Origin of the sequence: Cutibacterium sp. 37298, from assembly GCF_023838685.1 — a bacterium.
GTDB classification, from domain to species: domain Bacteria; phylum Actinomycetota; class Actinomycetes; order Propionibacteriales; family Propionibacteriaceae; genus Cutibacterium; species Cutibacterium acnes.
In genome coordinates this window covers 303,407-324,131 of sequence record NZ_JAJNRJ010000003.1, presented here as the reverse complement: position 1 = coordinate 324,131, position 20,725 = coordinate 303,407, and the positions used below count along the sequence as shown (strand labels likewise).

The 20,725-nt window shown below is 61.0% G+C and carries 15 protein-coding genes, 4 tRNA genes and 1 pseudogene; 12 read left to right on the top strand and 8 right to left on the bottom strand.

The genetic code is table 11. The features are described 5' to 3' along the window. Positions 1–34 precede the first annotated feature (34 nt). The 9 genes and pseudogenes from LRP59_RS10190 to LRP59_RS10150 form a co-directional block, all read left to right on the top strand. Positions 35–802: a slipin family protein gene (locus LRP59_RS10190; protein WP_002514970.1), complete on the top strand. Its 768-nt coding sequence runs from the start codon at positions 35–37 to the stop codon at positions 800–802. Positions 803–943: 141 nt separating this feature from the next. Beyond that, entirely contained in the window at positions 944–2,287 is a 1,344-nt protein-coding gene (locus LRP59_RS10185) for a dipeptidase (RefSeq protein WP_002522044.1), read from the top strand. Between the two features lie 184 nt (positions 2,288–2,471). Further along, complete coding sequence (locus LRP59_RS10180) at positions 2,472–3,716, top strand: MFS transporter (protein ID WP_002522043.1); 1,245 nt, start codon at positions 2,472–2,474, stop codon at positions 3,714–3,716. A 94-nt stretch (positions 3,717–3,810) separates the two neighbouring features. Next, a complete protein-coding gene (purF, locus tag LRP59_RS10175) occupies positions 3,811–5,298 on the top strand; it encodes an amidophosphoribosyltransferase (RefSeq protein ID WP_002514967.1) in 1,488 nt (495 codons plus the stop codon). After that, the gene (gene purM / locus LRP59_RS10170; RefSeq protein WP_148378580.1) at positions 5,295–6,362 is read left to right on the top strand and encodes a phosphoribosylformylglycinamidine cyclo-ligase; all 1,068 of its coding nucleotides are present in this window, start codon (positions 5,295–5,297) and stop codon (positions 6,360–6,362) included. Before purF ends, purM begins: the two co-directional genes overlap by 4 nt. A gap of 135 nt (positions 6,363–6,497) precedes the next feature. After that, the gene (locus LRP59_RS10165; RefSeq protein WP_023033906.1) at positions 6,498–6,701 is read left to right on the top strand and encodes a DUF3073 domain-containing protein; all 204 of its coding nucleotides are present in this window, start codon (positions 6,498–6,500) and stop codon (positions 6,699–6,701) included. A gap of 15 nt (positions 6,702–6,716) precedes the next feature. Beyond that, positions 6,717–7,673, top strand: a complete 957-nt coding sequence (locus tag LRP59_RS10160; RefSeq protein WP_002522042.1) for an alpha/beta hydrolase — start codon at positions 6,717–6,719, stop codon at positions 7,671–7,673. A 147-nt stretch (positions 7,674–7,820) separates the two neighbouring features. Further along, on the top strand, positions 7,821–9,128 hold the full coding sequence (locus LRP59_RS10155) for an ABC transporter substrate-binding protein (RefSeq protein ID WP_002514963.1): 1,308 nt from the start codon (positions 7,821–7,823) through the stop codon (positions 9,126–9,128). Between the two features lie 144 nt (positions 9,129–9,272). Further along, positions 9,273–9,410: pseudogene (locus LRP59_RS10150) on the top strand (carbohydrate ABC transporter permease); the annotation flags it as partial. A 128-nt stretch (positions 9,411–9,538) separates the two neighbouring features. Here LRP59_RS10150 and LRP59_RS10145 read toward each other — a convergent pair. The 4 genes from LRP59_RS10145 to LRP59_RS10130 form a co-directional block, all read right to left on the bottom strand. Continuing rightward, positions 9,539–9,612, bottom strand: a tRNA-Phe gene (locus LRP59_RS10145). Between the two features lie 61 nt (positions 9,613–9,673). Continuing rightward, positions 9,674–9,747, bottom strand: a tRNA-Asp gene (locus LRP59_RS10140). Positions 9,748–10,173: 426 nt separating this feature from the next. Further along, positions 10,174–10,246, bottom strand: a tRNA-Glu gene (locus tag LRP59_RS10135). 181 nt (positions 10,247–10,427) lie between these two features. Beyond that, entirely contained in the window at positions 10,428–11,594 is a 1,167-nt protein-coding gene (locus tag LRP59_RS10130; RefSeq protein ID WP_148378577.1) for a C40 family peptidase, read from the bottom strand. Between the two features lie 460 nt (positions 11,595–12,054). On the opposite strand from LRP59_RS10130, the gene LRP59_RS10125 reads away from it, so the two are divergent. Beyond that, positions 12,055–12,128: transfer RNA gene (locus LRP59_RS10125), tRNA-Lys, on the top strand. 380 nt (positions 12,129–12,508) lie between these two features. Here LRP59_RS10125 and LRP59_RS10120 read toward each other — a convergent pair. The 4 genes from LRP59_RS10120 to LRP59_RS10105 are packed head-to-tail and all read right to left on the bottom strand — an operon-like array spanning position 12,509 to position 17,285. After that, positions 12,509–13,831: an ABC transporter substrate-binding protein gene (locus LRP59_RS10120; RefSeq protein ID WP_002531931.1), complete on the bottom strand. Its 1,323-nt coding sequence runs from the start codon at positions 13,829–13,831 to the stop codon at positions 12,509–12,511. Positions 13,832–13,841: 10 nt separating this feature from the next. Further along, entirely contained in the window at positions 13,842–14,768 is a 927-nt protein-coding gene (locus tag LRP59_RS10115; protein ID WP_002514960.1) for a carbohydrate ABC transporter permease, read from the bottom strand. Then, the gene (locus tag LRP59_RS10110) at positions 14,761–15,696 is read right to left on the bottom strand and encodes a carbohydrate ABC transporter permease (RefSeq protein WP_002514959.1); all 936 of its coding nucleotides are present in this window, start codon (positions 15,694–15,696) and stop codon (positions 14,761–14,763) included. Before LRP59_RS10110 ends, LRP59_RS10115 begins: the two co-directional genes overlap by 8 nt. Then, positions 15,693–17,285: a DUF4091 domain-containing protein gene (locus LRP59_RS10105; RefSeq protein ID WP_002531932.1), complete on the bottom strand. Its 1,593-nt coding sequence runs from the start codon at positions 17,283–17,285 to the stop codon at positions 15,693–15,695. The genes LRP59_RS10110 and LRP59_RS10105 overlap by 4 nt, the downstream gene beginning before the upstream one ends. A 201-nt stretch (positions 17,286–17,486) precedes the next feature. Here LRP59_RS10105 and LRP59_RS10100 point away from each other — a divergent pair, with 201 nt between their 5' ends. Together LRP59_RS10100 and LRP59_RS10095 are read left to right on the top strand one after the other, a co-directional pair. Further along, positions 17,487–18,620: an ROK family transcriptional regulator gene (locus LRP59_RS10100; protein WP_002514957.1), complete on the top strand. Its 1,134-nt coding sequence runs from the start codon at positions 17,487–17,489 to the stop codon at positions 18,618–18,620. A gap of 163 nt (positions 18,621–18,783) precedes the next feature. Further along, a complete protein-coding gene (locus LRP59_RS10095) occupies positions 18,784–20,640 on the top strand; it encodes a right-handed parallel beta-helix repeat-containing protein (protein WP_002514956.1) in 1,857 nt (618 codons plus the stop codon). Positions 20,641–20,725: the final 85 nt, after the last annotated feature.

Here is a 20,725-nt window from a genome sequence, read left to right as displayed (position 1 = left end):
GTGTGGACGACGTCGATGCCGACAGGAGCAGAACATGAGTGATCTCGAATGGACCTTCACCACGATCGCGCTCGTCATCCTCGTTATCGGGTTCCTGATATCGAGCTTCAAGATCATCCCCGAATATGAGCGCGGCGTCGTTTTCCGGCTCGGCAAACTGGGCGGGCTGCACGGTTCCGGGCTCGTGTTTATCTTCCCCGGCCTCGACAAGCTGCACAGAGTCGACCAACGCACCGTGACCCTGACGATCCCGCCGCAGGAGATCATCACCCGCGACAACGTGCCGGCTCGTGTCAACGCCGTCGTCCTGTTCAACGTGACGGACCCCATGGATGCTGTCATGAATGTGGAGAATTACGCGATCGCGACGAGCCAGATCGCTCAGACGACGTTGCGAAGTGTCCTAGGCCGGGCGGATCTCGACACCCTCCTCGCCCACCGGGAGGAACTCAACACGGACCTCCGTGAGATCATCGAGGTGCAGACGCACCCGTGGGGTGTCGATGTGTCCGTCGTGGAGATTAAGGACGTGGAGATCCCGGAGGCGATGCAGCGGGCCATGGCCCGTGAGGCGGAGGCGGAGCGGGAGCGGCGGGCGAAAGTCATCAACGCACGCGGCGAGATGCAGGCGTCCGGTGAGTTGCGGCAGGCGGCCGACGAACTCTCGAAGAGCCCGGCCTCCCTGCAGTTGCGGTATTTGCAGACGCTTCTTGAGTTGGGAGCCGATCAGAACTCGACGGTCGTGTTCCCATTGCCCATGGATATCCTCGCTCCCCTCCTTCGCAAAGATCACGGGAATTGACCGATGAGGGGTCTGGACTTCGGGACGGTTGGGCCCCACCTGCCTGCGTGGGGGCCTGCCTGCCCGAGGCATGGAGCAGTCGGGTATGTAACCGCCTCATAATCCGACGATGAGGCGCGGAGGCGGCCCTACACTTTGATCATGGATCTTTCTCATACTTTCAAGAACCTGTCAGCCAAGGTTGATTCTGGTTTTGACGATGCCGTTGAGCAACTCACCCGCCACGTGGCAGTCCGGTCGGTTAGTTCCCAGCGGCCCGACGACGTGAGGTCTGGAGCCGAGTTCGTTGCGGCCGCTGCTAAGGAGGCTGGTGCCGCCGACGTCACCGTCGTCACGGAGAACGACGGCCTTCCCGCTGTCATCGCCCACTGGCCGGCGCCTGAGGGTATGCCCACTGTCCTGCTGTACTCCCACGGTGACGTCCAACCCACCGGCAACCTTGATGAGTGGCACACCGAACCTTTCGTCGCCACCGCCAAAGGTGAGCGTCTCTATGGTCGTGGCACCGCCGACGACAAAGGTGGCGTTGCCGCCCATCTGGCTGCCATTCGTGCCTTCGACGGCAAGCCCCCAGTCGGCGTCACCCTCTTCGTCGAGGGCGAGGAGGAGATCGGCTCGGCTTCTATGGAGGCCATCATCGCCGAGCACAAGGACGAGCTAGCCGCCGACGTCATCGTCGTCGCCGATTCGGTCAACTGGGAGCAGGGCGTCCCGTCCGTGACGACCACCCTGCGCGGCGTCGTCGATTGCATCGTCGAGGTCTCCACCCTCGACCACGCCCTGCATTCCGGCCAGTTTGGCGGCATCGTGCCCGATGCCTTGACCACCCTGTGTCGACTTATCGCCACCCTTCACGACGGGACCGGTGAGGTCATCGTCGACGGGCTGCAGGGATTCGCGGGCCCTGAACTGGATTACCCGGAGGATCGTTTGCGTGCGGAGACCGGCATCCTCGACGGTGTTCAGTGGGTCGGGCGCGGACATGCAGTCGAGAAGATGTGGACCAAGCCGTCGGTGACCGTCATTGCTATTGACGCCACTCCGGTCAAGGACGCCATCAATATCCTTCCCGCCAGCGCTCGGGCCAAGATCAGCCTGCGTGTCGCTCCCGGCCAAGACGCCGGCGAGGCTATGGAAGCCCTCGTCAAGCATCTGGAGTCCCACGTCGAGTTCGGTGCTCATATCAAGGTGACCCGTGGTCAGGTGGGACAGCCGGGCGTCGTCCCCTTCACCGGTGACAAGGCCGAGGTCGCCAAGGAGGCCTTCAGGCTGGCATGGGGGCAGGAGCCGGTCGAGATGGGCACTGGTGGCGCTATCCCGCTGGTGACTGACCTGCAACACGCCTTCCCGGAGGCCACCGTCCTGGTGACTGCTGTTACTGACCCGGAGTCGCGTATGCACGGCATCGACGAGTCCCTGCACCTGGGTGATTTCCGTCGGGCGATCCTCACCGAGGCCCTCATGCTTGCTGGCCTCGCCGAGTGAGGAGCGAAGTTCCACTGCACGGTGTTCCCGCGTAGAATAACCTTGCCGTCGGCTGTGCCGGCAGGCAGGGCCTGGGACGTTCAGCGGGGAGTTGCCCCGTTTGTGTGACGATCACCGGGATTCGCGTCAGAAGGGTGGGCAGGCGCGGGCAGCACGTTGTCCCTGTCATTGAGAGGTCCGCCTCATGCCCTCTGGTTCCGTGAGCTACCGAACCCTGTTCTCGCTGCCTGGCGGGACGTTCGTCACCGTCTCCGCTCTGGCTCGTTTGCCCCTAGCTATGAGCCAGTTGGGCACCCTGCTGCTGGTGTCCAGTCCGCAAGTATCGGGGCGGCTGGGCCCCGGTGGTCTGGCTGCCGGCGTGGTCGCCTTGGCTATCGCTATCGGCTCCCCGTTTTTTGGTGCTCTGACGGACCGTCACGGTCAGCGTGTCGTGCTGCTTGCGCAGTCTCTGGTCGGTGGCACAGCCCTGATCGCTGAGGGACTGGCTGCAGTCATGGGTGCCGCATGGCCGGTAGTGGCCGTTATGGGTGGTTTAGCGGGGTTTTTCCTGCCGCAAATTGGCACGATGGCGAGAGTTCGTTGGCGCGCCATGGGTGCGGCAAATCCCACTATGGAGGCGGGGATCCTCGAAACGTCTTTTGCTTGGGAAGGTGCCATTGACGAAGCCTCTTTCGCTCTCGGCCCGGCCGCGGTCGGCGCTTTCGCTGTGCTAGCCGGTCCCGTTCCGGGGCTTATCGTCGCCGGCGCCATGCTGGTGGTGTTGGGGAGTTGGTTTGCCCTGGACCCGACGTCGAAACTCGTTGAGGTTCATCCGGGCCGAACGATTCGTGCCGGGGCCTTGGCTCGGTCAGATCGTGGTGGCCCCGGTCCGCTATTTACCTCCGGTGTCGCGGCCACCTGCGTTGGCATGATCTTTATGGGCATGGTGTTTGGGTCTGTGCAGACCGGCACGACCAGCCTCGCCACCGACGCTGGACGTCCAGGCCTGGCAGGGCTGTTCCACGCCTTGCTTTCGGTGGGTAGCGCTGCTGCTGGGCTGGCTCTGCCACGGTTGGCTCATCGTCTGGACCTGCCGGCCAGGTGGCGTCTTTTCGCTGCCGGATTGGCCCTTTTTGCAGCCCCCTTGCTGCTGGTCGATCGCCTTGGGCCATTGGTGCCGGTCCTCATCATCCTTGGTATGGCGGCGGCCCCGTACATGATCACCCTGTTCAGTGTGGCGGAGAGGTCGGCCTCGGCTGGACGGATTGGCACCGTCATGACTCTGCTAGCGGCTATGAACAGCCTTGGGTATGCCTTCGGTACGACTCTGGCCGGGCGGCTGGCTGACTGGGGTGGTGCAACTCCGGCCTATGCGGTGACGTGGGGCGTCGGTGTGGCGGCGACCTTGTTGGCCCTTCCGGCGGCATCGAGGGTAGCCCCGAGACACTGAACTCGCTTGTCGCCGTCGAGAATGGGTGTGGTGACGCCGACGCTCCGACGCGCAATTCACGGTGAGTTGCCTCGGTGTGCGATAGCGTGTTGATGTGGCGCGCGCAGACGGAAGGCTTACCGCAGACCTCAACCCCCAGGACCACGGGCCCCAAGACGCCTGTGGCGTCATCGGGATCTATGCCCCTGGTGAGGAGGTTTCTAAACTTACCTACTTCGGCATGTATGCCCTGCAACACCGTGGCCAGGAATCAGCTGGCATGGCGGTGTCAGACGGTCGCCACATGATGGTCTTTAAGGACATGGGGTTGGTGTCCCAGGTCTTTGACGAGGCCACCCTCAATTCCCTCCAGGGGCATATGGCTGTCGGGCACACCCGGTATTCGACGACCGGTGCGAGTATCTGGGACAACGCCCAGCCGACGTTCAGGTCGCGTCAAGGTGGTGACGGGCTAGCTCTGGCCCATAACGGCAACCTCACCAACACCGGCGCCCTCGAAGCCCTCATCGCTGAGCGTGCCCCGGATACCGAGGTTCCCCACAAGGACCGGATGGACTCCAGCAGCGACACCTCGCTGGTAACAGCCCTCATGACGACCTATGACGGCACTCTTGAGGAGGTTGCCGCCCAGGTCCTGCCTCACCTTCAGGGCGCCTTCAGCCTTGTTTTCATGGACGACCACACCTTGTGCGCTGCTCGTGATCCGCAGGGCATCCGACCGTTGGTGCTGGGGCGCCTGTCTAGTGGTTGGGTAGTCGCCTCCGAAACTGCGGCTATCGACATCGTCGGTGGCACCTTTGTTCGCGAGATCGAGCCTGGCGAGATGGTCGCCATTGACGCAGCTGGGTTGCGCACCAGCCGTTTCGCTGCGGCCCGTCCCAAGGGGTGCATCTTCGAATACGTTTACCTGGCTCGCCCTGACACCGTGATCGCTGGACGACGCATCCACAACGTTCGCGTCAAAGTCGGCAAGATCCTCGCCCAGGAGAGCCCTGCCGACGCCGACCTCGTCATCCCGGTGCCAGAGTCTGGCACCCCGGCTGCTATCGGCTATGCCGACGAGTCCGATATCCCCTACGGCATGGGCCTGGTCAAGAACTCCTACGTGGGCCGGACGTTCATCCAGCCCTCTCAAACCCTGCGCAATTTGGGTATTCGACTCAAACTTAACCCGCTGCGGGACGTCATTGAGGGCCGACGCATCGTCGTCGTTGATGACTCCATCGTGCGCGGCAATACCCAGCGTCAGTTGGTTCGAATGTTGCGTGAGGCTGGTGCGGCCGAGGTGCACGTGCGCATCTCTTCTCCGCCGGTGCAGTGGCCCTGCTTCTACGGCATTGACTTCGCTACTCGCGCTCAGCTCATCGCCCCGGGCCTTGACGTCGAGGACATCTGCAGATCTATCGGCGCTGACTCGCTTGGCTACGTCAGCCTTGACGGCCTCGTCCGTGCCACGCACGTTGACGCCGATAACCTCTGCCGGGCTTGTTTTGACGGCGTTTATCCCGTACCAGTGCCTGTCTCGGCGCGAGCCGTGCTAGCCGACGCCACCCACACCGACCCGAACCAGGAGCAGCAGTGAGCAACGAGTCCGCCTACGCCCGTGCCGGAGTCGACATTGAGGCTGGTGAGCGCGCCGTTGACCTGATGAAGGCCCACGTGGCCGCCACCCGTCGTCCAGAGGTCCTTGGCGGCTTGGGCGGCTTCGCTGGCTTCTTCGACGCTTCCGTCCTGGGTCAGTACCGTCACCCGGTGCTGGCTACCTCGACTGATGGGGTTGGCACTAAGGCAGCCATCGCCCAGGCCATGGACGTTCACGACACCATCGGTTTTGACCTCGTCGGCATGCTCGTCGACGATCTCGTCGTGGTGGGTGCTGAGCCGTGGTTCGTCACCGACTACATTGCGTGCGGCCACGTCGACCCCGACCGGATTACCGCTGTCGTCAAGGGCATCGCCGCAGCTTGTATTCAAGCCGGCTGTTCCCTGTTGGGCGGCGAGACAGCTGAGCATCCGGGTCTGCTAGCCGACGACGAGTACGACGTCGCAGGCGCTACTACGGGTGCCGTCGAGTATGACGACATTCTTGGCCCGCAGCGCGTGCAGGAGGGCGACGCTTTGTTGGCGGTGGCTTCCTCGGGGCTGCACTCGAACGGTTACTCACTGGTCCGTAAGGTGCTGCTGGCTGACGCTGGCTGGACTCTGGACCGTCATATCGATGAGTTGGGTCGCACTCTTGGCGAAGAGCTGTTGGAGCCGACGACGGTTTATGCAGCTGATCTGCTGGCCCTCATCCGCCAGGTCGAGGTGCACGCTATGAGTCACGTCACCGGCGGGGGACTAGCTAACAACCTGGCCCGTGTCCTGCCTGATGATCTCGTTGCCACCGTCGACCGGTCCACGTGGACGCCAGCGCCGATCTTCAACCTCGTCCAGCAGGTGGGCAACGTCTCACAGCCTGATATCGAGGCGACCCTCAATATGGGAGTTGGGATGGTCGTCGTCATGCCTGACGCGAACATCTCTGCAGCTATCAATCTACTTGCCGAGCATGGTCTTTCCGCTTGGCAGTGCGGTCATGTTTCCCATCGTGACGCGACGAATGAGCCGGGGGCGGTGCTGGTTTCGAGCCATCCTTGCCGCTAGGCCGTTCGCCTGGAAACACAATTTGCGGTGGCCCACTTTGGTACGTGGGTCATCGCTCGGGTAGCCTGTGCACCACGACAGTTGATGATTTTGGGCGGCAATGCCGCTATTGATGAAGCGAGGGGGTCGACCCACATGGGGCGCGGCCGTGCAAAGGCGAAACAGACCAAGGTTGCCCGCGATTTGAAGTATCGCTCGGTGAACATGGATCTCGAGTCACTGGAGCGAGAGCTGAGAGGCGAGAACCATCAGCAGGAGGATCCTCATGATGAGGACGGCCTGTCGGATGAGTACGCAGATTTGGCTGAGAAGTACGCCCACTACGGCGAGGATGACTGAGCCGGTAATGTGGCCATGAGGTGGCTGAACGACCCCTTACTCGACGGGTTTGAATACGCCCGGATCGGGCTCCCGCATGCAGCTAAGGCTGTGGGGGATCCCGGCGGGCTCCTAACTGCGAGTGTGGTGCGTCGTGCTGAGCCGCGTCATGGCCGTGCCATGCTCTACGTCCACGGCTGGTCGGACTGCTTCTACCAAGCTCATCTAGCTGAGGTGGTGGAGAGCTGGGGGTATGACTTCCTCGGGCTCGATCTGCGTCGGTACGGGCGAAATCTTGTTCCCGGTCAGATGGCTGGCTGGGTTCGTGACTTGGCCGAATACGATGAGGAAATTGACGCCGCGGTGTCATTGCTGCGGGCCGATCACGACTCGGTGACGATTATGGGTCACTCCACAGGGGGGCTTATTGTCCCGTTGTGGGTGTCGCGTCATCCGGGACGGGTTGACGGGGTTATTCTCAACTCACCGTGGATCGACCTTCAGGGGTCGTTCCTTACCCGAGCCCTAGCCGGGCCGCTGGCCCGGTCAGTCCGCGTCGCAGAACCGACGACTGTGCTGCCTATCCCGTCCCGGGATAATTTTGGTCACTCAATCCGTCGTGAGTTTGGCGGGGAATGGGACGTCCCGGAGGTCAAGGATCCGTCATGGGCTCCTTTCGTCACTCGCGCCGGGTGGTTGGCAGCTATCCTCGATGGTCATCAGAAGGTGGCCCAGGGGCTGCACATTGACGTCCCGCTGTTGGTGCTCATTTCTGCTCGCAGCGACCTTTCGGCGACGTGGAAGCCGTCGATGAAGACCGCTGATACCGTTCTCGACGTCGATCGGTTGGCGCGTGCAGCAGTTAACCTGGGTCGTCATCTCACCTTGGTCCGTGTCCGGGGTGGACTCCATGATGTGGTGCTCTCTGCTCCGTCGGTGCGGGCCGGTGTTTTCGCTGAAATGGAGCGCTGGGTTGACGCCTATTTAGCGTAGTAACTCACATCTGACACGTTTTTGGACGTCGTTAACATTTTTTGACACACTTCCTGTGCTGGGCGCCGTCGCTCAGCAGGTACAGATCGACTCTGCAGCATCGGCGCCGGGAGACGGCGATCTGACCGAACCACACGGAGGTTTGGAATGTACGCGAAGAAGATCGCAGCCTTGGCGACGGCATCGATGCTCGTCCTGGCTGGCTGTAGTTCCACATCGACTAGCGAGGAGGGGAACCAGGGGTCGACGATGTCCTCGTCGACTCCCAAAGCGAGCGGCGCCGGCGGCGAGGTTGGTGTGTTTACCTGGTGGGCCGACGGTTCCGAGGCGAAGGGCTTGCAGGCTCTCGAGAAGATGTTCGCCGAAAAGTACCCGCACGATAGGTTTAAAAACCTTGCCGTTGCTGGTGGATCTGGGTCTAACGCTAAGGCCAAGCTGGCTTCCGATCTTAAGAACGGCAACCCTCCGGGTTCCTTTCAAGGTCACGCTGGTGCTGAGCTCACCGACTATATTGACAATGAGCAGATCGAGCCCGTTGATGGGATTATCAAGGAACTCGGTGGCGAGTCGGTGTTCCCAAAGACCCTAGTTGACCGTCTCACTGTCGATGGCCACATCTACTCGGTGCCGGTCGACATCCACCGCGCCAATGTGGTGTGGGCTAATTCCGCCCTCCTCAAGAAGGCCGGCGTCACCAAGACTCCGACTGACGTCAAGGGCTGGATTGCTGATATGGAGAAGGTTAAGGCGTCTGGCGTCGCCACCCCGTTGTCGATCGGTGGCACCTGGACTCAGACCGAACTCTTCGAGTCGATTCTGGCCGCTGATATGGGCGCCGACGGCTACAACAAGCTTTTCACTCCCGATGGCACATGGGACAGTCCTGAGGTTAAGGCGGCCATCGAGGACTACAAGAAGGCCCTCACCTTCACCAATACCGCCTCCGACGGCGACGACTGGCCGGCTGCCACTGACATGATGGCTTCCGGCAAAGCTGTCTACAACGTCATGGGTGACTGGGCCGTTGCGGAATTCGATATGAAGGGCAAGAAGTACAACGTCGACTACACCGCTTTCGCGGTGCCCGGCAAGGAGGTCGTCTACGATTTCCTAGCTGACTCCTTCACCCTGCCCACCGGCACCAAGAACCCCGAGGTCACCAAGGATTGGTTGCGCTTCGTCGGTTCGACCGACGCCCAGTTGACGTTCAACAAGATCAAGGGATCTATCCCGGCTCGTACCGACGTCAAACCCGACGGTTTCAGCACGTACCAGCAGGCCGCGATGAAGGACTTCAAAGAGGTGCCGATCGTCTCGTCGATCGCTCACGGTGCGGCTGTTTCGCTGGCATGGAGCTCCGAGATCAACACTGCGATGAGCAAGTTCTATCAGGACAAGAACGCCGACAACCTGGCTTCCGCGCTGGTGGCTGCACACGACAAATACGGCAAGTGAGCCGTGGATGGGGTCCGCAGGTCGGACCCCATACCGGAATTGTTCTTGATCTAACGTTGCGCGTTCGTGCTCACATGAGGGGCGCTATATAGCGCTCGTCACCCCCCCAAAAAAATCGGGAGATTTCATCATGAAAAGAGTGAGGCGCTGGCTTCCGGACAGAACCCGAATTATCCGCAGATCATGGCTGGTGTGCTCATTGCCTGTTTGCCGACTGTTGTGGTGTACATCGCCCTGGGTAAGTACTTCGTCTCTGGCCTCATGAGCGGTTCGGTCAAGTGAGGTTAGGAAAGACGCTGACGTGGCCTCGGCGTTTTTCTGCCACGCTAGGGAAAAACCCGGCTAGTTGTGTAATCCGGAATAAGCCCTGCGAGCCTACAGTCTGAGATGACGGAAACTATTCCGCAAGGTGGCCGGGACCGGGGTCGAACCGGTGACCTTTCACTTTTCAGGCGAACGCTACTACCAACTGAGCTACCCGGCCATAGTGCCCACGCAAAGGGCGCATGAACACGAAAGCGGTGATGAACTCATCACCGCTTCAGCGACCCCGATGGGACTTGAACCCACGACCTCCGCCGTGACAGGGCGGCGCGCTAACCAACTGCGCTACGGGGCCTTGACTCTTTTGAGCCTGACCACTGCCTCAGGCAGCTCGAAAAATATAGCAAGGATGTAACCCTGAAGGGAAATCGACCTCTGAATGCCAGGTTAAAACGGCTGTGACTAGGGGATTTGCATGGCCTGGTGGGGCTATCTTGCAGGGGCACCGGGTTCGCTGTAAGCGAACTAGAAGTTGTGGGCGTCCACCCAAGGTATCCGCTGCTGTGCCAAGGGAGATGAGCAGGGACGGATCACCTGAAGGTCGCCATGGTTGGGCGGGCCGCTGGCGGGTATGACGCGCTCGTGACGCGCGTACTTTTGCCTAAGCGTGCCGATCACATGGTTATGGGTCTGAGGCGTGAAACGGTGGGTCCGCCGATAAACCGACCTGGCCGGACATGATTAGGGGTCCTGCATCGATGTCGATGCAGGACCCCTAAGGTATCCCGGACGGGATTCGAACCCGCGTTGCCGCCTTGAAAGGGCGGTGTCCTAGGCCTCTGGACGACCGGGACTCGACGGATGCATGATCAATGCGATAGCAATCGTCGAACTGGGCCATCATAGCCAGGTCGTATCACTGGCGAGAAATTGCCCCACCGGATGCTGGCCGTCGGGGCAGACGAGCGCTTACCAGCGTGCCTACCTTGGTGGCACCGCAGACGCCGGCATAGGGATTGCCGGCGTCACGCTGGTTCAGTTGAGGAGGTTTGAATTGATGCGAACTGGGTACATCGAGGAACGGATGGGGCTCAGACGCACCCCGGCACGAGGATTGGCTGCCTCCACCATGTACCCGTTGCCGACGTAAATGCCGACGTGACCGCCACCCGAGGCGGCGAAAAGATCCCCGGGCTGAATTTGGTCTAGGGAAATGCGGTGGCCGCGCTCGATTTGTGACCCCGAGTAGTGGGGCAGGTTAATCCCCGCCTGCTGGTAGGCCTTCAACACTAGGCCCGAGCAGTCGAAGCCGTCGGGGCCCTCGCCTCCCCAAAAGTAGGCTTTGCCCACCTGAGCCGTGGCGTAGTTGACAATGGCGGCCCGAGCGCCACGAGGTGACACCGAGGGGTCGGGGGCGGGCCTGGGTGCCGGTGTGGGCTGAGCAGTAGTGGTGAGGTACTTGCTGGAGGCCCACAAGGTGCGTCCCCGATGGGTGATCTGGGTCCATCCGGAGGTAGTCCGACCGGTAGCTGCTAGGGCGGTGCCACGTGAGACTGAGGTGTACACCGCAGCGCTCATGGAAGCGCCGTTTCGTAGGTTGAGGTTAGCTGTCGTGTAGACGGTCTTGGATGGCTTGGGAGCCGGCGTCGGTTTCGGGGAGGGCTTGGCGGCGGTGGGGCTCAGATAGCGGGAACCAACCCACCGGTGAACGCCGTTGTAGACAACTTCGCTAAAGCCCTGCGCGGAGCGTCCGGTTACGCCGACTTTCTCACCGGGGGAGAGCACACCCACCTTGGCGGCCTGCATAGAGTGCCCAGCGCGAACATAGACGTACGTGGTTGCCTGGGCAATTCCGACTGGAGAGCTGGAGGCGGAGGGGCTGGAGGGCGATGGGCGCCAGGCGACTGACGACAGGTAGTGGTGGTCGATGAAGGCAGTGTGGCCACGGTAGGCGACCGGGGCCCAGCCATTGACGGGGACGCCGGTCTGATTGAGCTGCTGGCCCCTCTCGAGTACGCCCACGATCTTTCCGTGTATGCCTGCCTGGGCCCTGATGTTAACGGCGGTGCGAGCGGACACTCGGGCCTTTACTGAACTGTTGGTGGCTTGGGCCGGGGGGACGAAGAATTGACTGCCGCCGATGGCGAGACCAGCGGTGGCCAGGGTTGCAACCCCGGCCCGGAGCGGGCGCACTACACCCATGGGACTGACTCCTTCCGGCGTGTGGACCCGCCTCCCTATGGGGCGCTCCCGGCTCTTCCCCGGATCCGTCCACCGATCCAACCAGGAACACCTCGCGTGACAAGGGCAATTCAAGTTGTCAAAACTGGTTTCGTCTACTTGCGTCGAAGAGTTTTTTCGTCTCCCGCAAGGCGACACGCCGAGAAATGGCTGAGAATCTCAAAGATGTTGTTTGGGGTTCACTGGCGACGCTGAGGGTCTCCTAGTCGGCTTTGACTAGGGGTTATGTTGGATACTGTGAGGGTGATCCTCTCGAGCGCTGCCATTGCCATGGCGAGTCTAAAAAGTTCATGCCAACTCTGAAGTACGGGTTGACGCTTAGGAGTAGGTATCGACACGCGCTGTGGCAAAGGACCGAGAATCGGCCGCCGGATACTCGGGTCGCTTCGCATGATGAAGGAAGCATCGCTACACTAGGGGAGCCCCCGTAGCTCAGATGGTTAGAGCAGCGGACTTTTAATCCGCGGGTCCTGGGTTCGAGTCCCAGTGGGGGCACAACTTGCACTGGCAGGAAGGTGGACGGCATCCCTGGCGTCCAACAGCAGCGGATCTGTCATCGAAGTGATGAAGTGCACGCTGCATTCTTCGATGACGTTGGGTCGTATGACGCGTAGGACTGCGGGCTGTGCGGGTAACGAGAAAGCATGACCATCAACAATGCGTATCTCGTGTTTCTTCATGATCTGACGATCTAGGGGTGAAACTCACTGGAAGAGCGACTGGAGCACTATGGTTCTTGCACTGCGTCAAAAGTGGTTCGCCTGACCCACGGTCCGTGTCGACGACATTCTCGCATAACGCACCTATCACCAGTGTGGATTCATCCGCACTGGTGATTCGGTTCCCGACTGCAGTCGGCCAGGTGCCGTCGAGCGTCAGCCGACCTTGATGCCCTGCTTCTTCAGCTTGGCCAAGGTCGACTCCTGGGTGTCAGCCAATGCCTTGGTCATGGGGTACGACTTTGAGACCTTGACCAAGTTGTTCTCCATGTCTTGCCCAGCTTGAACCTGGGTGGGTCCCCAAACCCAGTCGTACTTGAGGTTCTTCGCCACGTCGATGAAGGGAACGAAAACCTTGTCGTTGCTGTAGAAGGCGTCAGGTTTCTGCAGGGCCTTATTCGCCAGCCCCGTGGTTGAGGCCGGCCACAAGCCACCCTTCGAGATCAAGATCGACACGGCCTGCGGGTCAGTGCTCATCCACGTGGCGAACCTAACGGCCGCTTCTGCGTTCTTTGAACCCTTGAGCACCACTGTGGCTGACCCTCCCATGTCGGCTCCACCGGGACGGTCCGGCCATTCTGGCAGCGGAGCAACAGCCCACTTGCCTTTCCCCTTGGACACGTTCTGGGCGATGAGTGCAGTGTCCCAGATGCCGTAGAGTTCCGAAATGAGGGTGTCCTCATTCATCTGCTTGTACACCTGCGGGGTGTAGCCCTCGTGGACGGGAATGCTGCCTTCGTTGATGAGCTTTTGCCAGAAGTCAGCCACCTTCCTCGAGGCGGCGTCCTGAGTCATGATGACCTTTACGGTGGAATCAGTGACGTCGTACCAGCGTCCGCCTGCTTGCCGGACCAAACCAGCCAAGAAGTTCGGGTCGGAGCTAAAGTAGGTCAACGAGGCTTTCGGGTCGGCTTTCTTGACAGCCCGAGCTGCGCTGGCGAACTCGTCCCAGGTCTTGGGCATCTTGATTTTCAACGAGTCCAACAAGGCTTTGTTATAGATCATGGCCATCGGGGCAGTATCCACTGGAATTCCGTAGACGGCACCGCCGAGATTGACGGACTTAGCACCAGCTGCGGTGAAATTCTTGCCGACGTCACCAGCCCATTCCTTGATGTCTTGAACCGCATCTTGGATCACAAAGGAGGGCAGCGCCTCGTAACCTACCTGAGCGAGGTCGGGGGCGTTGTTGGCCTTGACTGCCGTGAGCATCTTCGGGTAAATCTTGCGACTGGCTTCGGTGGCGATCCACTTGACCTGAGTGTTCGGGTTTTTCTTATTCCACAGCTCGACGGCTTCCTTGTATCCGGGGGCCCACCCCCAAAAAGTCAACGAAACCTTCGCGTCCGAGGTGTCGCTGCTCGTACTGCTGCTGGATGCACCTGTGGATCCGCCACATGCTGCTAGAGCCATGGTCGTCATAGCGACACCGCCTCCGAGCAACAGTCCACGGCGACTGAAACTGTGCAAGTTTGCCATGTTTTGTTCCTTACTTGATTCCGCCGGTCGTCAGACCGGTCTTCCAGTAGCGCTGCAATAGAAGGAAGAGGGCCACAAGTGGCAGCACTGACAAAAAGGCCCCGAAGATGAGAATGTTGGTAGGTACCGGGTTGCCCGTCTGAATGGTCGCTTGCCACGTGACGAGTCCGACGGCTAACGGCTGTTTCTCGGGCGTGGTCAACATCATTGTTGGCAGTAAGAAATTGGCCCAGGTGCTCACGAACTGGATAAGGAACACCGTGGCCAGTGCGGGGGAGATGATGCGCAGCACGATCTTGAAGAAAATGCCGGCTTCACTCGTGCCATCCAGACGAGCTGCTTCGAGCACCTCGGTGGGTACGGTTGCCGAGTACACACGGCACAGGTAAATGCCGAAAGGGTTGATGAGACTGGGCAGGATCATCGCCCAGATCGTGTCCACCAGACCGACCTTCGAGAACATGAGGTACAACGGGACGGTCAGCAGCATGATCGGCAACAGGGTCGCCGCCAGCACGCAGTTGAACACCGCTTCTCGCCCACGGAACCGGTACTTGGCCAGCGCGTACCCGGCCATGGCCGAGATCAGTCCGGCACCCACCCCGGCGACGAGCGAGTAGAAGACGGAGTTTCGCAGCCAGCGGAAGTAGATGCCTCCGTCGCGGTGGACGATGTCAGTGAAATTTTCCGCAAGACTGAAGTCATGGAACCAGAATGGATTGCCTGAGTACAGCCCACCGTTGCTTTTTGTGGCCGAGACGAGAAACCACCACAGCGGGGCAAGAAAATACAGCGCGGCGATGGTCATAACGACCAGCATCGAGGCTCCGGTGAGGCCGAACTGTGGTTTGCCTCCCCTGCCGCGGTTGCGCTTGACCGGTGGCACGACGCTTGTGGTGCCGTGGTCCGTCGACTCCATGAGGTTCTGCTCACTCATCGAAGGCACCTCCGCGGCGTGACTGCAACTTCAGGAATCCGAACGAGGCCACCAGGGTGATGACGGCAAGAATGACGCTGCGAGCAGCAGCACCGAAGTAGTCACCCGTGGTTACTAAATTGTAGACCGCCATAATCGGGCTGAAATCGGGGTCGATACGGGGCGCGGAGTTCCGCAGGATCGCGGGCTCGTTGTACAACTGGATGGTGCCGATAATGGAAAACACTGCGGTCATGATGACTGCGGGACGCACCATCGGTACCTTGATCTGCCAGGCGGTGCGCCAAGAGCTGGCACCGTCGACGTGGGCAGCCTCGAGGATTTCGTTGGGTAGGGCCTTCAGGGCGGAGTAGATGACCACCATGTTGTAGCCCGCAAAACCCCATGTGATCATGTTCCCCACCGAGATAGGTACTACCGACGGGGCTAACAGGTTGAGGTTCAGACCCATCTCCTGGAATAACGAGGTGAACGGCGACAGCTGCGGCTGGAGCAGGAAGGTCCACATCAAGGCGCTGATCGCACCGGGCACTGCGTAAGGCAGGAAGTAGGCCAGCTGGAATCCCTGCCGGGCTTTGACCCGACGGGCGTCCAACAATAGTGCCAGACACACTGAGAACAGCAGCATGAGCGGTACCTGGACCACGCCGATGAGCAATACTCGCCCGATCGACAGCAGAAAGTGGGAATCCTGAAAGGCTGCCGTGTACTGGGAGATTCCGGCGAACTGCGGCGCGGTGGGCCCGCTGGGGGCGTACAGGAGTTTCTTCTGTCCTGGCTTCAAGAAACTCTGCATGATCGTATAGGCGATCGGCAACACGAAGATGAAGACGAACAGCAGCAAGGCCGGGAACAGGAACAACCACGGCGCCAGCCTGGGCTGGGTGGAGGAGTGGTGGCGATGGCCGGATGTGGCGACGACTTTCATACGGTGGCTCCATCGATATTTTTGAGCAGGCAAAGCAAGTTGGCGGTCAGAGACCGGTAGAAATCAGGCTCCAAGGGGTAATGGTGATCCAGATCGGCGGTGGATCCGGGGGCCAAGTGTTCGATGAGTTCAACGACAGTAGGGCGGCCGACCGCATCTTCGACACGCCGCAACAGTCGGACGTCCTCGTGGAGCTGTGCGAGAACCTTCAATCGCAGCGAAGGCACGAGGGAACCATCGATACGGGGGTAGATGACGGAGCTATCACCGGAGGGAAAGGCCAGGTCAGCCGAGGTGTCGGCGTTGGGATCGACGAGGTAGCGCGAAAACTGATCGAACCAGAAGTTGAGGGCCCAGTGCAGCAGACCGGGGGTGTGGTGCCACCACAGCAGCAGTCCCAGAGCACGTAGTCGGGTGAGCGGCATGCCGAGATGGCGATTCGGTTCCCAGAAAGTCGAGGCGCAGGAAGTGTAGGCCCACATGCCGTCAAGTCCTGCGGCCTCGCACTCGAGGAGGTGTCCGTAGATGGTCACCGGAACGTCGACGACGGTGGCGAACCTCGGATCGTCCACGGCGTCGATGACGGTGGCCTCGGGGACGGTGCGACGTACCATGTCGACGGCCTTGCGGTAAGAGGTGTACTGATTGGCCCGGGGCTCATCCGAGACATGCCAGTACAGTGCATCAGACCAGCCATGGCGTCGTGACCACTGGTCTAGGGCCGGCAACAGGATGGCCAGGAAATCGCGGTACCCCTCAGTAGGCAGATGGGAACCGAAGAGGTGGTTGCCGTCGGCATCGTAGACGTCAGCCGGACGGTCGACTTCCCCCTGGCAGAACAGATGGGAGAACTCGAGGTGGGTGATACCGTGACGTCGAGCGATGCGACTCCAACGATCCAGACGGTCAAAGTCGAAGCTCCAGCGGTCGCCCTGACGGTGCACGACGACCAGCTGAGTGGCCAGCGGCGGACTGGTGGGATCGACGTCGATAGGAGGGGTCAGTATAGGGGTGAACAGGGTGTCGACGCCCGCGCTGGCAGCCAGCTCGACGGCTTTGTCAATGAGGTCCCAGTGGCGCTCATCGAAGGCCTCCACGCCGGACCACGCCTGAAGCGCATCAACGTGGATCCACTCGGAGTGGTGGAAGCTCGCCACGGTCCCGGTCACCGAGACCACTTCGAGGCGTTGCGTGGCGTCGGCGATGATCCCGTCGTCGTCGACAAAACGAATGTCTAGGGTGTGACTTCCGGGGTCAAGTGGGGCCGTCAGTTCCACCACCAATGACTGCCACTGGTCAGGCAGGAACCGGGTCCCGAAGCGTCCTAGCGGGTCAAGTCGGTCGGGTACTAGGCCGGGGACGTCGATTTCGTAGACGCCACCGGATTCCGGGTAGCGCACCAGCGGAGCAGCAACCTCCATGACGCGCCAGCAGTTGGCGGCGATCTCATGATCGTCGACCAGCACCATGACGGAGGCGGTGACGCGGTCGTACACATGTTCGGAGCCTTCCGCGCCACACCGGTAGGCGACTTGGACGCGCACCGCCTGATCGGAGGCGAACCATTGCTCTGACAGCGATTGGGGCACGGAGTCTGGACGTACGCGAGTGGAGAGATCGGTTACCACCGCTGTACAGCTCTCACGCACGGCTTTCCTCCATCTTCATCGATGCGAGTCCCGTCGGGGCGACGGTGTCCACGATGTTTAGAAAGAGTAATTCGTAACTTGATCTGGGGCAAGTAAGCTGAGCCTGAAAATGGACGGATTTTCGTGGAAAGCTGGTTCCTGATGGGTCAAGGACGCTCCGACGGTGCTGAACAGCTTGGCGGCAGGTCGCTGACCGACTTGCGCGACCATAACCAGGCGGCAGTACTGGATTGTCTGGTGACGGCAACTCAGCCCGTGACGATCCGACGTCTCCAGGAACTCACCGGTCTGACCCGCCCCACCGTCAGTACCGCCATGAACTCGCTCCTAGAACAGGGCGATGCCCTCGAGCAGGAATCGATGCACGCCGGGGGCAGGGGAGGGCGTCGCTCCCGGATGTTTACGCTGAACGCCACGAAGAGGGTTCAGGCCGGGGCGGCCATCCGGTTGCAGGGCGTCGAGCTAGGCCTGGCCGACTGGCACGGTGAGATGTTGACCAGCACGTCGCGACCTCTACGTGGCGGTTCCCCCGGAGCTTTGCTTGATGAAGCCCTCGATGATCTGCTACAAGAGCTGGGCCTGGATTCCGTTGACACGATGGTCATCGGTGCCCTCGGTAGCGTCGGACCGGACGGTCGGTTGCGTCACAATGAGTCCCTGCCAGAAATTTCCGACCCTGACTACTTTGCTGCCCTTCATGACGGGCGTGTGGGTAATGTCATGATCGAGAACGACGCAGTGCTCGCTGCTCTGGCTGAGCAGCATGTGCGTGGCCTGGCGGACACAGAATCAATGATCTCGCTGCTCATCGATGCCTCGGTGGGAGCCGGAATTATCCTCGACGGACGCGCCATTCGCGGTTCTGCCGGGTATGCCGGCGAAATGAGTTACCTGCCAGGGTCAGGGTGGGCTACCGCGCACCTGGATCTGGTCGACGTTGCTGCCAGGCACGACGTCTCGGCCGAGGCATTGTTTGAATTTGCTGGATCACCACACGCCCCCGTCTGGGCTGAGCAGGCCGTCGACGCTTTTGCCGACGCCATCGCCCCGGGGGTTGCTGCACTGTTGGCTGCCCTCGATCCTGGACTACTGGTCATCGGCGGCCATGCTCGCCCGGCCCATGTTCGCATCGCTCGTCGGTTGCGGGCCAGTCTTCGCGACGATCTACCTCATCTGCCATACATTGAGGCGTCCCGAGCGGGTGCTCATGCTGTGGTCCAAGGAGCTGTGGAGCTTGCTTTGGCGCAGCTGGAGGCCTCGACTCGACAAGTCTGAGTGCGGGTCTGACGAAGTTCCGAAAGAGATCTTGACAACTCTGGTGTGACGGCGTTGACTGTCACATGCCATTGGAGCCGACGACATGGTCGGCACGTGATGAGGGTCAGCAAGGCTGCTGGTTCTCACCTGATGGTCCCAGCACCGCACCGTAGGAGAGCCGATGAGGTTTCGTACCGCTGTCACCCTGGCACTGTTTGGAGCGCTCATTGGCGGTGCTCCAGGCGCAGTCGCAGCCCCCACCGCTTCCGCCACGACCACCACGACCTATGTAGATTGTTCGGCTCCCACGCCCGGCAGGGGGACCGAAACGAGCCCGTTGAACTCCCTAACCCAGCTCAAAAGTGCCTTTGGCCCAGGCAGGAAAGTGCTGTTGCGTCGTGGTAGTACGTGCGTTGGCACTGTCGTCATCAATGCCTCCGGACGCGCCGGTGCCGACACTCTACTAGGTGCCTACGGTGTGGGGAAGACTCCGGTGATCGACGCCAAGGCCTCGGCGCACAATCCGCGTTCGGCCATCGAGGTCGACAACAAGTCGCACTTCGTCATCCAGGACCTCACCGTTCGCAACGGCTATTTCAATGACATCTCCGTCGAGGCTCACAACGGCGAACACATCACCGGTGTGACGATTCAGAGGGTCACCGCGCAGCAAAACGTCTGGACCGGGGGTGCCAACTCGGTCACGAAGAACATGTGGGTCATGGGCGTTGGCGGGATCTCCGTCATGCCGTGTTCGGCGAAGGCGCAGATTTCTCAGGTCACCATCAACAAGGTGGAGGCCAGCCACACTCAGTACGCTGGGGTGCAGCTCGGCTATCACCAGCTGTACCCGTGGTCGGATTTTGAAGCAGGGGTCGCCCGCGATGGCTATTCGGTGCCGACCTGCTTCGCTGCTGACGCCAAACCCTACCCGCACGTGACTCCGCGAGACGGCATTAAGAACGCCGTGATCGCCAACTCGTCACTGCATGACAACGACGCCATGGGAATCGGTGTCTTCGGGGCGACCGACGTCGTAGTACGCAAGAACGATCTGTACCGCAACGGCTCGGGACGCAACCCGAATCCGACCCCTGGAAGCAACACCATGAACGGCGCAGGCGCTTGGTGGGACACCACCCAGAACGTCACCGCTGAGTGGAACAACGCCTGGGGAAACCGTGAGGGGTGGACCGGCAACGATGGCACCGGCCTGGACGCCGACCGCAACACCGTCAACTCGGTGATCCAGAACAACTACCTGCACGACAACGCCAACTATGGTGTATCGGTCATCTCGGCGCAGAACAAGGCCAGCGCCACGATCCGCAACAACGTCATTGTCGGCAACGGACGCACCTTCGGCAGCGCCCCCGAAATAATGGTGTCGTCCTACGACGACGGCTCCGGCATTCCCGGGCAGGTGAGTGGCCTGTGGATCTACGGCAACACCATCTTCCGCGCTAACAACGAGGGAAATGGTGCGGGCATCCGATTACAGGCCCCGTTCACGACCGATACGAAGGTGGGCATCGTGAACAACATCATCCGTGTCAACGGTGCACCGTACAGCTTTGACGCCAACGGGAATCGAGCAGTCGGGCGTCCTGGCAACGTCGTCACCCACAATCTCACTCATCCGAATTCCAACTGGCCCGGTGACATCAACGGTTTGCCGGGGTTGGCCGACGAGACCGCCCGGGCCCATGATTGGCCTACCGGAGGCCTGTACCGACTGGGCCCCACGTCCCCCGCCATTGGCAGGGCGCTTCCGCTGTCGAATGACGTCCTGCCCGGCAATACTGCACCGATGGAAGGACTCGTCGACTTCTGGGGAGTGGCGGTGCCGACCGACGGGTCCCCGTTCGCGATCGGGGCTGACATCCACCGGACGATCGTTCCGCCCACCACGGCACCCTCGTCCCTCCCGTCGATGCATGCCGGAAAGGTCCCGGGGAATCCAGCCGTCGCTATCACCGCTCTGTCCGGTAAGAAAATTGTTGTCGGGTTGAGGGCGCTGCCCAAGACTGGTGTCTGAGCGTATGAGGTGGGACGGTTCATTCCGTACGACATCACGGCTAGGTGATTGTAGGAGCGCTCAGGTTCTGCTCGTAATGTACCGG